A 13,820-nucleotide genomic window follows, 5' to 3' on the forward strand; every position below is an offset into this window, starting at 1 on the left:
GCGGATCGCCTGGGCGCCCAGGTGCAGGGCCTTGAGGCCCGATCCGCAGACCTTGTTCAGGGTCAGGGCCGGCACCGCATGGGGCAGGCCGGCCTGGATCGCCGCCTGGCGCGCCGGGTTCTGTCCGGAGCCTGCGGTGAGCACCTGGCCGAGGATCACCTCGTCGACCTGGGCGCCGTCCAGGCCGGTCTGAGCCAGCAACTGGCGGATCACCGCGGCGCCCAGTTCCGGGGCGGGGATGCTGGCCAGGGAGCCCTGGAAACTGCCGATGGCGGTGCGGGTGGCGGCGACGATGACGACGTCTTGCATGACTCGATCCTCACGAATGGCGGGTGCGGCAAGCCGCGAAGGGCATCTATGGTGGCACAGCGGCTCGGCCGCCGGCCAGTCCGCGAACCGGCCGGTCAGCCCTGCGCCGGCAGGCCGCGCGGCCACTGGCGGGGAAGGGATTGGGGGCGCCGTTATGCCTGGGCCAGTCGATCAAACGGCTCGCGCAGCGCAGGTGCCGCCGCCGGTGGGCACGGCGTGTGCACCAGCGAGGTGCCCATCGAAGTCGCGCGGGCCTCGGGGGGAATACAGCGTCCAGCAGGGGCCAGGCCGGCGCCTGCTGGATTGGCGGCGGGCCTAGCGGTTCAGGCGCTTGTCGATCAGATCGTCGACCACCGTCGGGTCGGCCAGGGTCGAGGTGTCGCCCAGGGTGTCCAGCTCGTTGCAGGCGATCTTGCGCAGGATGCGCCGCATGATCTTGCCCGAGCGGGTCTTCGGCAGGCCCGGCGCCCACTGCAGCAGCTCCGGTTTGGCGAAGCTGCCGATTTCCTTGCCGACCAGCGCCAGCAGCTCCCGCTGCAGCTCGTCGGAGGGCTCCGCGCCGTTCATCAGGGTGACGAAGGCGTAGATGCCCTGGCCCTTAAGGTCATGGGGATAGCCGACCACCGCCGCTTCGGCGACCGTGTCGTGCAGGACCAGGGCGCTTTCCACTTCGGCGGTGCCAATGCGGTGGCCGGAGACGTTGATCACGTCGTCGACTCGGCCGGTGATCCAGTAGTAGCCGTCCTCGTCGCGGCGCGCACCGTCGCCACTGAAGTAGTAGCCGGGGTAGGGCTTGAAGTAGGTGTCGACCAGGCGCTGGTGGTCGCCGTAGATGCTGCGGATCTGGCTCGGCCAGCTGGCCTTGATCGCCAGCACGCCCGCGCCGGGACCGTCGATTTCCTTGCCCTGTTCGTCCAGCAGCACCGGCTGTACGCCGAAGAACGGCCGGGTCGCCGAACCCGGCTTGAGGTCGGTGGCGCCGGGCAGGGGGGTGATCATGATGGCGCCGGTCTCGGTCTGCCACCAGGTATCAACGATCGGGCAGCGCATCTCGCCGACCACGTGGTAGTACCACTCCCAGGCTTCCGGGTTGATTGGCTCGCCGACGCTGCCGAGCAGGCGCAGGCTGCTGCGCGAGGTGCGCTTGACCGGGCCTTCGCCCTCGCGCATCAGGGCACGGATGGCGGTCGGCGCGGTGTAGAAGATGTTCACCTGGTGCTTGTCGATCACCTGCCAGAAGCGCGAGCTGTCCGGGTAGCTGGGCACGCCCTCGAAGATCAGGCTGGTGGCGCCGTTGGCCAGCGGGCCGTAGACGATATAGCTGTGGCCGGTGACCCAGCCGACATCGGCGGTGCACCAGTAGATGTCGCCGTCGTGGTAGTCGAACACGTACTTGTGGGTCATCGCTGCCTGCAGCAGATAGCCCGCGGTGGTGTGCAGCACGCCCTTGGGCTTGCCGGTGGAGCCCGAGGTATAGAGGATGAACAGCGGATCTTCGGCGTCCATCGGTTCCGCCAGGCAGTCGTCGTCGGCTGCCTGCAGCGCTTCGTGGAACCAGAGGTCGCGACCGGGGGTCCAGTCGATGCTGCCCTTGGTGCGCTCGACCACCAGCACGCTGGAAACGTTCGGGCAGTCCGCCAGGGCCTTGTCGACATTGGCCTTGAGCGGCACGCGCTTGCCGCCGCGGACGCCTTCGTCGGCGGTGATCAGGGTGCGGCAGTCGGCGTCGAGGATGCGGTCGCGCAGGGCGTCGGGGGAAAAACCGCCGAACACCACCGAATGCACGGCGCCGATCCGGGTGCAGGCGAGCATGGCGTACGCCGCCTCCGGAATCATCGGCATATAGATGCATACCCGGTCGCCCTTGCGCACGCCGCGGCTCTTCAGCACATTGGCCAGGCGGCAGACCTGCTGGTGCAGTTGACGGTAGCTGATGCGGGCGGAGTCGGCGGGATCGTCGCCCTCCCAGATCAGCGCGGTCTGTTCGCCGCGCTGTTCCAGGTGACGGTCGATGCAGTTGTAGCTGACATTCAGCTGGCCGCCCTGGAACCAGCTGGCCTGGCCCTTGTGCATATCGCCCGCGTACACCTGCTGCCAGGGCTTGGCCCAGTCGAGAAAGGTGCTGGCCTGCTCGGCCCAGAAGCTGTCCGGCTGCTCGACGGACTGGCGATACAGGCGTTGGTAGTCGGCGTCATCGAGGTGGGCGCGTTGGCGCACGGCGTCGGTGACCGGGTGGCGGGTAATCTCAAACATGGCGGGTCCTTTGTTGTTGTCTGTCCGCGAACTGCCTAAGGTTAGCACCCGATTGCCGGCTGTTGCAGCGCTTCGCCCGGCACGCGGCCGCCTGCGCCGAGGGCGCTGGCGAGTCGGCGCAAATGGACCGTGGCAGGCAGCAACCCGGCCGGCGCCGGGTTGGTTTGGGGGATCAGCCGCGGTGACGGCCGCGGAAGTAGTCGATCAGGCCCTGGGTCGAGGCGTCCTCGGCGCTGCGCTCGAGGTCGCCGGTGAGGCGTTGGTAGACGCCCTTGCCGAGTTCCTTGCCCAGCTCCACACCCCACTGGTCGAAGGCGTTGATGCCCCAGATCGCGCTCTGGGTGAAAACCTTGTGCTCGTACATGGCCACCAGGGCACCGAGGCGGCGCGGGCTGATGCGCTCGAGCACCAGGGTATTGCTCGGCCGGTTGCCGGGGATCACCTTGTGCGGTGCCAGGTCCTGCACCCGGGCCTCGTCCAGGCCCTGGCGGCGCAGTTCCGCCTCGGCCTCGGCCAGGGTCTTGCCGAGCATCAGCGCCTGGCTCTGCGACAGGCAGTTGGCGTACAGCCACTGGTGATGATCGTCCACCGGGTTGTAGCTGACCACCGGCACGATGAAGTCGGCCGGAATCAGCTGGGTGCCCTGGTGCAGCAGCTGGTGGTAGGCATGCTGGCCGTTGCAGCCGACCCCACCCCAGATCACCGGGCCGGTGGCGCAGGCCACCGGCTGGCCGTCCTGCAGCACGCGCTTGCCGTTGGACTCCATGTCCAGCTGCTGCAGGTGCTTGGTGATGTTGCGCAGGTAATGGTCGTACGGCAGGATCGCCTGGCTCTGGGCGCCCCAGAAATTGCCGTACCAGATGCCCAGCAACGCCAGCAGCACCGGCATGTTCTGCTCGAAGGGCGCATTCTGGAAATGCTCGTCCATGCTGTAGGCGCCGGCCAGCAGTTCCTTGAAGTTGGACATGCCGATGGACATGGCGATCGGCAGGCCGATGGCCGACCACAGCGAGTAGCGGCCGCCGACCCAGTCCCACATCGGGAAGATGTTCTCTTCGTGGATGCCGAAGGCCACTGCCGCCTCGCGGTTGCTGGATACCGCGATGAAGTGGCGGTACAGCTCGGCCTCGGTGCCGCCCTGGGCCAGGTACCAGCGGCGCGCGGCCTGGGCGTTCTTCAGGGTCTCCAGGGTGCTGAAGGACTTCGACGAGACGATGAACAGGGTGGTTTCGGCGCGCAGCTTGGCCGCCAGTTCGTGGAACGAGCTGCCGTCGATATTGGCCAGGTAGTGGCAGCGTACGCCGCGCTGGGCGAAGGGCAGCAGGGCCTCGGAGACCAGCTGCGGGCCGAGGAAGGAGCCGCCGATGCCGATATTGACCACATCGGTGATCGGCTTCTCGCTGTAGCCGCGCCACAGACCGTCATGCACCCGTCCGACCAGCTCGGTCATCTGGTGCAGCACGCGCTGCACCTCGGGCATCACGTCGATGCCGTCGACCATCACCCTGTCGCCGATCGGCCGGCGCAGGGCCGTATGCAGGGCCGGCCGTGCTTCGGAGGCGTTGATCGGCTCGCCGTCGAACAGGGCGCGAATAGACTGGGCCAGGCCGCATTGCTCGGCCAGCTGGACCAGCAGCTCGCGGGTCTGCTGGGTGATCAGGTTCTTCGAGTAGTCGAGAAACAGGCCGCAGCTGCTCAGGGACAGTCGGTCGAAGCGTTCGGCGTCGCTGTCGAACGCCTCGCGCATGCTGAAATCGTTCAGCTCTGCCCGATGGGCCTGCAGGGCCTGCCAGGCGGGCAGCGCGGTCACGTCGTGCGGGTGCTGGTAGTACGCCATGTACGTTGGCTTCCTTAACGTGGGTGACTGGAAAAAGCCCGGAAGCGAGCCGGGCTTTCAGTTTAACCGGGGCGAGCCGCAGGCGGGTGCGCCGGCGTCCGGCGTCTTGGGTGGTCGACCTGCCGGTGGCGCAGCCGCTGCCGTTTAGCGGGCGGCGCCGAGGTCGAGCGTCAGGTTGTCGATCAGGCGGGTGCTGCCGATAAAGGCGGCGACCAGGATCACCAGCTGGTGGTCTGCGCCTGTGGCCGGACGCAGGCTGTTGGCCTCGCGAACTTCCAGGTAGTCCGGGCGGAAGCCGGCGGCGATCTGCTGTTGCTGGGCGATGGCGACCAGCTGGGGGAAATCCCGCTCGCCGCCACGGATCGCCTCGGCCATGTGCTCCAGGCTGTGATACAGGGCCGGGGCCGCGGCGCGTTGTGGTTCGGTCAGGTAGCCGTTGCGCGAGGACAGGGCCAGGCCGTCCTGGGCGCGCACGGTCGGCTCGCCGATGATCTGGATCGGCATGTTCAGGTCGCGTACCAGGGCGCGAATCACCGCCAGCTGCTGGTAGTCCTTCTGGCCGAAGATCGCCAGGTCCGGCTGGACCATGTTGAACAGCTTGGTCACCACGGTGGCGACCCCCTCGAAGTGGCCGGGACGGCTGGCGCCGCACAGCCCCTCGGAGACGCCGGGCACGCTGATGCGGGTCTGGCCGTCCATGCCGTTGGGGTACATCTCCTCGACATCCGGGGTGAACAGCAGGTGGCAGCCGGCATCGAACAGCTTCTGCTGGTCGGCCGCCAGAGTGCGCGGGTACTTGTCGAGGTCTTCGCTGGGACCGAACTGCAGCGGATTGACGAAGATGCTGGCGACCACGAAGTCGGCGCGCTGGACGGCCTTTTCCACCAGGGCGGCGTGGCCGGCATGCAGGTTGCCCATGGTCGGCACGAAGCCGATCTGTTTGCCTTCGGCGCGGGCCTGAGCGATGGCCGCGCGCAGCTCGCGAATGGTTTTTACCGTGTTCATGCAGAGAATCCGTGTTCGGCGGCGGGGAAGCTGCGCTCTTTGACAGCGTTGACGTAGGCACTGAGTGCCGCCTGCACGCTGCGCTGGCCCTCCATGAAGTTCTTCACGAACTTGGGCGTGTGTCCGCTCAGGGACAGCCCGAGCATGTCGTGCAGCACCAGCACCTGGCCGTCGGTGGCGTCGCCGGCGCCGATGCCGATCACCGGGATCTTCACCGCCTGGCTGATCTCGGCGGCCAGCTCGCTGGGTACGCACTCGAGCAGCAGCATGGCGGCGCCGGCTTGCTCCAAAGCCATGGCGTCGGCGCGCATCTGCCGCGCCTGGGCCTCCTGGCGGCCCTGGACCTTGTAGCCACCGAGCAGGTTCACCGCCTGCGGGGTCAGCCCGAGGTGGGCGCAGACCGGCACGCCGCGTTCGGCCAGCAGGCGAATCGGCTCGGCCAGCCAGGCCGCGCCCTCCAGTTTGACCATGTGGGCGCCGGCCTGCATCAGGGTGGCGCAATTCTGCAGGGCCAGCTCGGGAGTGGCGTAGGCCATGAACGGCAGGTCGACGAGGATCAGCGCGCCCTGGTTGCCACGTTTGACGCAGGCGGTGTGGTAGGCCATGTCGGCAATGCTCACCGGCAGGGTGCTGTCGTGCCCCTGCAGCACCATGCCGAGAGAGTCGCCGACCAACAGCACATCCACCCCGGCCCGGCTGGCGGCCTGGGCGAAGGTGGCGTCGTAACAGGTCAGCATGGCGATCTTCTCGCCGCTCTGCTTGAGGCTCTGCAGGGTGGTCAGGGTAACGTCACGCATGAAAACATCCTCACTCAGGCGTCCAGCAAGCAGCTGTCATTGCTTCAATGTGGCCTGCATTGGCCTCCGATTGCACCGGTGCGGGGCAGCGGGACGCCTATAGTCCTGATGGGCGCGCTTGAAGTCAATTGTGGGTGTTACCGACTTGTTACGGGCGTTACCGCTCACGCCGGCGCAGAATCGTCGGCCAGGCTCAGGCGCTCGAGGCCGGCGAACGGGCAGGCAGCCAGCAGCTCGCGTAGCGTGCGGCCATCCGGCAGGTGCAGGTCGGGGGCCAGCTCGGCCAGCGGATAGAGCACGAAGGGGCGCATGTGCATGTGGTAGTGCGGCACGCGCAGACGCGGTTCGTCCAATAGCCGCTCACCGAACAGCAGGATGTCCAGGTCGAGGGTGCGCGGGCCCCAGCGTTCGGCCTTGCGCACGCGGCCCTGGCTGAGCTCGATGGCTTGCAGGGCATCGAGCAGTGCCAGCGGCTCGAGTCGGGTGTCCAGGGCGGCGACCGCATTGACATAGCGCGGCTGATCGGCCGGCCCCAGGGGGTCGCTGCCATAGAAGGAGGAGCTGGCCAGCAGGCGCGAGTCCGGCAGCCTGGCCAGCGCCGCGAGGGCGCCGCGCAGTTGCTCAAGCGGTTCGGCAAGGTTGCTGCCCAGGCCGATATAGACACGCTCCATCATCATTCGCCGGTCGGCTTCGAAGTCTCGCCGGCGGGGCGCTTGCGCTTGCTGCCGCTACGGCGCCGCTTGCGCGGTGCGCCGGGCCCGTCGTCCTGGCTGCTGAGGTCGCGGATCATGTTGCGCCGCTCGCTGTCGCTGGCGTCCTGGTAGGCTGTCCACCAGTCGCCCAGGCCGTTGGTCTGTTCGCCCGCGCTTTCGCGCAGCAGGAGGAAGTCGTAGCCGGCGCGGAAGCGCGGATTCTCCAGCAGCAGGTCCGAGCGCTTGCCGCTGCGTCGCGGCAGGCGCTCCTGCATGTCCCAGATCTCGCGGATCGGCAGGGTGAAGCGCTTGGGCACGGCGATGCGCTGGCACTGCTCGCTGATCAGCTCGTGGGCCGCTTCCTGCATCGCCGGAATCGGCGGCATGCCGCGATCCTGCAGCTTGAGTACCCGGGCCGGTAGCGCCGGCCAGAGCAGGGCGGCGAAGAGGAACGCGGGGGTGACGGTCTTGCCTTGCTGGATGCGCTGGTCGGTGTTGGTCAGGGCGTTGCGGATCAGCCTGTCGGTATAGTCCGGGTTGTGCTTGAGGGCCGCGGCGCTAGCCGGGAACAGCTGGCCGAACAGGCCGTAGTCGACCAGCAGCTCATAGGTGTATACGGCATAGCCGGCGAGGAACAGCTTGAGCACCTCGTCGAACAGGCGCGCCGCCGGAATCTCGCCGAGCATGGGAGCCAGCTTGTAAATCGGCATGGCGCTGTGCTTTTCGATATCGAAATCCAGCTTGGCGGCGAAGCGTACCGCGCGCAGCATGCGTACCGGGTCTTCCTGGTAACGCTGGGTCGGGTCGCCGATCAGCCGGACCAGGTGATTGCGGATGTCGTGCACGCCGTGGGCGTAGTCGAGGATGCGCTCGGTGCTCGGGTCGTAGTAGAGCGCATTGATGGTGAAGTCGCGGCGCTGGGCGTCGTCCTCCAGGCTGCCGTAGACGTTGTCACGCAGAATACGCCCGCTCTCGTTGCGCGAGGACAGTTGGCTGTGCTCTTCCTCGTCGCCCTCCGGATGGTTGGCGCGGAAGGTCGCAACTTCGATGATTTCTCGGCCGAAGTGCACATGCACCAGCTTGAAGCGCCGACCGATCACCCGTGCGTTGCGAAACTCGGCGCGCACCTGTTCGGGGGTGGCGCTGGTGGCGACGTCGAAATCCTTGGGGTCGATGTCCAGCAGCAGGTCGCGCACGCACCCGCCGACCAGATAGGCCTGGTAGCCGGCTTTTTGCAGGCGCTCGACCACGCTGATCGCGTAGCGGCTGATCTCCCCACGGTGAATGGGGTGCTGGCTGTTGCTCAGCACCTCGGGGGTACTGCGGGGGTGTTTGGCGCGGCGCAACGGCGAACGTAAAGACTTGAACAGCTTTTTCAGCATGGGATGCACTGTATGACGAAATGATCGGCCAGGATAAGGGAAGGCCGCAGGAATGGCGCGGATTCTAGCATTATGTCGGAAGTTGGTGTAGGACGAGGCGGGGGTGGTTCGAGGCGGGCAGGCTGGAAGCTACTGGGGGAGCCTAAGCTCCCCCCCAAGTAGGTGCGTGCTTTGTTTTTATTGTTATGGCGGGCTTTTTGTTGTTGTTCGGTTACCCGTTCCATCGAGTCAGGGACTCTTGGTAAACCTCCCAGGTCGGGAGTCAATAGCAAACGGATTGCTTTGGATGCTGATGCTGCCATGGTCATCCTGTGATCCAACCAGTACTGGAGCTGCCTCGGGGCAGTTTTGTTGTTCTCGGTCTGGTTGTGGGGCAAGCCCCAACGGCACTTCCTTTCCAAAAGAATCAGTTAGCTGCGCCTCCGTCTTGTTGTTCTTATTGTGCTGGAGTCGGTACGTCTTATTTTTATTATCGGGGTGCGGCTTGTTATTGTTGTTGTCCCAGTAATAAAGCAGATGCCGTGCCAGTTTTTTAAATCTCAATAAAATCAATAGCTTATGATTTTAGCCGGCGTTCGAAAGGCGAAAAAAAGCCGGGGTTTCGTTACCGTAAGCCCCGGCCTTTGTTACTAAGTGTTGAAGCGGTAACAGCTTAGGGAACCTTGCAAGCGCCCGCTTGTCTGCCGGCGACTACTCGGTAGCCGCCCCCGACTTGCGCCGCGGAATGCCCAGGCGTTGACGGCGTTCCCACAGGCATTTGCGGCTGATGCCGAGCTTGCGCGCCAGTTCGGTCTCGGTCATGTGGTCTTGGTGCTCGAGCACGAAGTGCTGGAAATAGTCTTCCAGCGACAGGTCCTCGGTCGGCTCCAGGCTGCCGTTGCTGGCCTGGGTCGGCTGTTCGGAAAAATCGTCGTCGTCCAGGTCGCTCAGTTCGATGTCGATGCCGAGCAGCTCGGCCGAGATGGCGCTGTTCTCACAGAGGATCACCGCTCGCTCGATGGCGTTCTCCAGTTCGCGCACGTTGCCCGGCCAGGAGTAGTGGCGGATCGCTTGTTCGGCGTCGGCGGCGAAATGCAGGCCCTCGCGACCCATGCGTGCACTCTGGCGTGTAAGGAAGGCGCGGGCGATTTCGATCACGTCGCTGCCGCGCTCGCGCAGGGCCGGCAGTTTCAGGGCGATGACGTGCAGGCGGTAATACAGGTCCTCGCGGAACTGGCCGATCTTGGCCAGGCTCTTGAGGTCGCGGTGGGTGGCCGCGATCAGGCGCACGTCGACCTTCTGCGACTGCACCGAACCAACCCGGCGAATCTCGCCTTCCTGCAGCACCCGCAGCAGCCGGGCCTGGGCCTCCAAGGGCAGCTCGCCGATCTCGTCGAGAAACAGGGTGCCGCCATCGGCGGCCTCGACCAGGCCGGCGCGACCGGCGCTGGCGCCGGTGAAAGCCCCCTTTTCGTGGCCGAACAGCTCCGACTCGATCAGGGTTTCCGGAATGGCCGCGCAGTTGACCGAGATCAGCGGCGCCTTGGCGCGCTTGGACAGGTTGTGCAGGGCGCGAGCGACCAGTTCCTTGCCGGTGCCGGATTCGCCCTGGACCAGCACGTTGGAATCGGTTGGAGCGACCTTGCGGATCTTGCTGTAGAGCTCCTGCATGGCCGGGCATGAGCCGATGATGCCGATCTCGCCATTGCTGTTGTCGGGGCCCTTGTCGGCGCCGCGATTGTTGCCTTCGACGGCGGCGGGGGCCTGCTTGGCCGCCTGCCGATCGCGCAGGATGCGCGCCACGGTCTGCAGCATTTCGTCGTGATCGAAGGGTTTGGCGATGTAGTCGACCGCGCCCATCTTCATCGAGTCGACTGCCGAGCGCAGGCTGGCATAGCTGGTCATGATCAGCACCGGAGTGCCTTCGCCGAGCTTGATCAACTCGGTGCCCGGTGCTCCGGGCAGGCGCAGGTCGCTGACGATCAGGTCGAAGCCGGGGATGCTGAAGCGTTCCTGGGCTTCCTGCACCGAGCCGGCTTCGCTGACCTGGTACTGGTTGCGTTCGAGCAGGCGGCGCAGGGCGGAGCGGATGATGGTTTCGTCTTCGACGATCAGAATGTGAGGCATTAAATTAAGTCTCTCGACGGTCTCAGGTCGCTGATTTAAGTCGCTACGGACGTCGCCTCGACATGCCGCGGCAGGGTCACCCGGATGCGGGTGCCACGCTGCTGCTCGGGATCGGCCGGGCTGTCGATTGTTATCTGTCCATAATGCTCTTCCACGATTGAATAGACCAGCGCGAGGCCGAGCCCCGTGCCTTTGCCCGGGTCCTTGGTGGTGAAGAAGGGCTCGAACAAACGGTCCATGATCGGTTTGGGAATACCGCTGCCTTCGTCCTCGACGATCAGGTCGACGGTGTGTTCGCTGGCTTCGCTCCTGACCCGGATAGCCGCGCCGGGTGGCGAGGCGTCGCGGGCATTGGACAGCAGGTTGATCAGCACCTGGGCGAGTCGCTGCGGATCGCCCTCGGCCCAGTGCTCCGGGTCGCACAGGTTGAAGAACTGCACCTCGACGCCGAGGCGATTGAGCGCCAGCAGGCCGATGGCATCCTGTGCCACCTGGGCCAGGCAGACCGGCTCGTCGGCCTGCTGATGAGCGCCGGAGTGGGCGAAGCTCATCAGCGACTGGACGATGCGCGAGACCCGCTTGGTCTGCTCGATGATCTGCTGGCTGATCTCGGTCAGCTCGCCGTCGCCCTCGCGCTCCTCGCGCAGGTTCTGCGCCAGGCAGGCGATGCCGGTGATCGGGTTGCCGATCTCGTGGGCGACCCCGGCGGCCAGGCGGCCGATGCTGGCCAGGCGTTCGGAGTGCACCAGCTTGTCTTCCAGCATCTGCGTCTCGGTCAGGTCCTCGACCAGCAGCACCAGGCCGCTGTTGCCCGGCGCCAGTGGCTCGTCGATCGCCGCCTTGTGCAGGTTGAGCCAGCGGATCTGGCCGTCCAGGGCCAGGCGCTGCTTGTGCAGGTGCTGGTCAGGCAGCTCGATGAAATGTTGCAGCAGGCCGCGCCAGGGCTCGCCGAGGGTGGTCAGGCGCGAGCCGACGATGCGCTGGGCGGGAATCTCGGTGAGCTCTTCCATGGCGCGGTTCCACATCAGGATTTCCTGGTCCTTGGCCAGCGAGCAGACGCCCATGGGCAGCTCCTGCAGGGTCTGGCGGTGGTAGCGGCGCAGCGCATCGAGTTCGGCGGCCAGGCCGGTGAGGCGCGAGTGGTAGTCCTCCAGGCGGCTCTCGATGAAGTGGATATCCTCGGTGACGTAGGTTTCGCTGCCGGCCTTGTAGGGCAGGAAGGTCTCGACGATGTCCTGGGCCACGCTCGGCCCCATCAGGCCGGAGAGGTTGGCCTCGATGCGATCGCGCAGGCGGCGCAGGGCATAGGGACGGCCCTCGTCGAACGGCAGGTGCAGGTCGCGCAAGGCCTGCTCGACCTCGCGCTGGGCAGTCTTGGCCCCCAGCGGCTTGGCCAGCTGGGCGGCGAACTCCTGTGGCGACAGGGCCAGCAGTTCACGGCGCTGGGGGCGGCGCACGTTGTCCACCGCGCAGGCCTCGGCGGCACTCTTTTCCTCGTCGCTGGCCTCGCTGAACAGCGAGACCAGGGTGAACATCAGCACGTTGGCCGCCAGCGAGGCGATGGCCGCCAGGTGCCAGCTGCTGTCGTCGAGCACGTAGACCAGGTTGAACAGGCGGATATAGATGCCTTCCAGGTTACCCAGCAGCGGCAGCAGCATGCCCACCAGCCAGACCCCGATGCCGGCCAGCAGGCCGGCGATGAAGCCGCGGCGGTTGGCGGTCGGCCAGTACAGCACCGAGAGCACGCCGGGGAGAAACTGCAGGGTGGCGACGAAGGCGACGATGCCCAGGTTGGCCAGGTCCTGCTCGGCGCCCAGCAGCAGGTAGAAGCCGTAGCCGGCCATGATGATGGCGAAGATCAGGGCGCGCCGCGTCCACTTCAGCCAGCGGTAGATGTTGCCCTCGGTGGGCGGCTGGTACAGCGGCAGTACCAGGTGGTTGAGGACCATGCCCGACAGCGCCAGGGTGGTGACGATGATCAGCCCGCTGGAGGCCGACAGGCCGCCGACGTAGGCGATCAGCGCCAGGGCCTGGCTGTTTTCGGCGATGCCCAGGCCGAGGGTGAAGTACTCGGGGTTGGTGCTGACCCCGGTGCGCAGGCCGGCCCAGAGGATCAGGGGCACCGCCAGGCTCATCAGCAGCAGGAACAGCGGCAGCCCCCAGCTGGCGCTGACCATTGCCCGCGGGTTGATGTTCTCGGTGAAGGTCATGTGGTACATGTGCGGCATGACGATGGCCGAGGCGAAGAACACCAGCAGCAGGGTGCGCCATGGGCCTTCCTGCAGTGGCGTGCGCAGGTTGGCCAGGGCTTCCTGGTTCTGTACCAGCCAGCGCTCCAGGTCCTGGGGACCGTCGAACACCCCGTAGAGCGCGTACAGGCCGATGATCGCCACGGCGCTCAGCTTGACCACCGATTCGAAGGCGATGGCGAACACCAGCCCTTCATGCTTCTCGCGGGTGGCGATATGCCGCGCCCCGAACAGAATGGTGAACAGGATGATCAGGCCGCAGAAGGCCAGGGCCACCCGTTGCTGCACCGGCTCGCGGGTGAGGATGCCGATGGAGTCGGCCACCGCCTGGATCTGCAGGGCCAGCAAGGGCAGCACGCCGATCAGCATGAAGATGGTGGTCAGGGCCCCGGCCCAGGTGCTGCGAAAGCGGAAGGCAAACAGGTCGGCCAGCGACGACAGCTGGTAGGTGCGGGTGATGCGCAGGATCGGGTAGAGCAGCACCGGGGCCAGCAGGAAGGCGCCGGACACCCCCAGGTAGCTGGCGAGGAAGCCGTAGCCATACTGGTAGGCCAGGCCGACCGTGCCGTAGAAGGCCCAGGCGCTGGCGTAGACACCGAGCGACAGGGTGTAGGTCAGCGGGTGGCGGATGATCGCACGCGGAATCAGGCCGTGTTCGCTGCTCCAGGCGACGCCGAACAGCACCAGCAGGTAGGCGGCGCTGATCAGCATCAGCTGGCTAAGGCTAAAGCTCGTCAGCATCACGTTGGCTCTGCAGGATAAAGGTCACCACGATCAGGATCAGCCAGAGTAGATAGGGCCGGTACCAGGCGCCGTTGGGGTCGATCCACCAGTCCATGATCGCCGGTGAGAACAGGTAAATCCCCACCACCAGGATCAGGACCAATCGATAGATATACATGCCGCTTCTCGCTAAGGGAGTGTCGCGATGGTAACGGATGCGTGCGCCTCTGCGTAGCGGGGACGGGGCGGATGCCGCGCCGCGCGGTGGCCAGCGGGCCTGCACGGCAGCGGCGGACGCGGGCCGAACCTGCGTGAGCTAGGCTTTATCCTGCGTCTACTCAAGCATGTCTCGGCGCAGCGCGGCGCTGCTGCGTCGTTGGGCATGCGTCCCGGCGCGAGGCAGCGCAAGGCGCCGTTTTGGGGCGTGCTGCTGGAGAGTCAGTGCCTCGGCCCTGTAACGGGACGCT

At 66.2% G+C, this 13,820-nt stretch carries 10 protein-coding genes; all 10 read right to left on the reverse strand.

The window, feature by feature from the left end; all coding sequences use genetic code 11:
* Nucleotides 1-309: thiolase family protein (locus tag AB5S05_RS17815; RefSeq protein ID WP_500181020.1), on the reverse strand; the 309-nt coding region annotated here is incomplete at its 3' end.
* A gap of 315 nt (nucleotides 310-624) precedes the next feature.
* Nucleotides 625-2,562 carry an acetate--CoA ligase gene (acs, locus tag AB5S05_RS17820; RefSeq protein ID WP_369288863.1) on the reverse strand — a complete coding sequence of 646 codons (1,938 nt, stop codon included), beginning with the start codon at nucleotides 2,560-2,562 and terminating at the stop codon, nucleotides 625-627.
* A 172-nt stretch (nucleotides 2,563-2,734) separates the two neighbouring features.
* A complete protein-coding gene (pgi, locus tag AB5S05_RS17825; protein ID WP_369288864.1) occupies nucleotides 2,735-4,399 on the reverse strand; it encodes a glucose-6-phosphate isomerase in 1,665 nt (554 codons plus the stop codon).
* A 144-nt stretch (nucleotides 4,400-4,543) separates the two neighbouring features.
* Nucleotides 4,544-5,404: a pantoate--beta-alanine ligase gene (gene panC, locus AB5S05_RS17830; RefSeq protein ID WP_369288865.1), complete on the reverse strand. Its 861-nt coding sequence runs from the start codon at nucleotides 5,402-5,404 to the stop codon at nucleotides 4,544-4,546.
* A complete protein-coding gene (gene panB / locus AB5S05_RS17835) occupies nucleotides 5,401-6,201 on the reverse strand; it encodes a 3-methyl-2-oxobutanoate hydroxymethyltransferase (RefSeq protein WP_369288866.1) in 801 nt (266 codons plus the stop codon). The genes panC and panB overlap by 4 nt, the downstream gene beginning before the upstream one ends.
* Nucleotides 6,202-6,365: 164 nt before the next feature.
* Nucleotides 6,366-6,875 (reverse strand): 2-amino-4-hydroxy-6-hydroxymethyldihydropteridine diphosphokinase, encoded by a 510-nt coding sequence (gene folK / locus AB5S05_RS17840; protein ID WP_369288930.1) that lies wholly within the window; start codon nucleotides 6,873-6,875, stop codon nucleotides 6,366-6,368.
* Nucleotides 6,875-8,275 (reverse strand): polynucleotide adenylyltransferase PcnB, encoded by a 1,401-nt coding sequence (locus AB5S05_RS17845; RefSeq protein WP_369288867.1) that lies wholly within the window; start codon nucleotides 8,273-8,275, stop codon nucleotides 6,875-6,877. Before AB5S05_RS17845 ends, folK begins: the two co-directional genes overlap by 1 nt.
* Before the next feature lie 690 nt (nucleotides 8,276-8,965).
* Nucleotides 8,966-10,381 (reverse strand): sigma-54-dependent transcriptional regulator, encoded by a 1,416-nt coding sequence (locus tag AB5S05_RS17850; RefSeq protein WP_369288868.1) that lies wholly within the window; start codon nucleotides 10,379-10,381, stop codon nucleotides 8,966-8,968.
* Nucleotides 10,382-10,416: 35 nt separating this feature from the next.
* Nucleotides 10,417-13,371, reverse strand: a complete 2,955-nt coding sequence (locus AB5S05_RS17855) for a sensor histidine kinase (protein ID WP_369288869.1) — start codon at nucleotides 13,369-13,371, stop codon at nucleotides 10,417-10,419.
* Entirely contained in the window at nucleotides 13,355-13,531 is a 177-nt protein-coding gene (locus AB5S05_RS17860; protein ID WP_003244646.1) for a hypothetical protein, read from the reverse strand. Before AB5S05_RS17860 ends, AB5S05_RS17855 begins: the two co-directional genes overlap by 17 nt.
* Between the last annotated feature and the right edge of the window lie 289 nt (nucleotides 13,532-13,820).

Source organism: Pseudomonas zhanjiangensis, from assembly GCF_041027545.1.
In the GTDB taxonomy this organism is placed as follows: Bacteria; Pseudomonadota; Gammaproteobacteria; order Pseudomonadales; family Pseudomonadaceae; genus Aquipseudomonas; species Aquipseudomonas zhanjiangensis.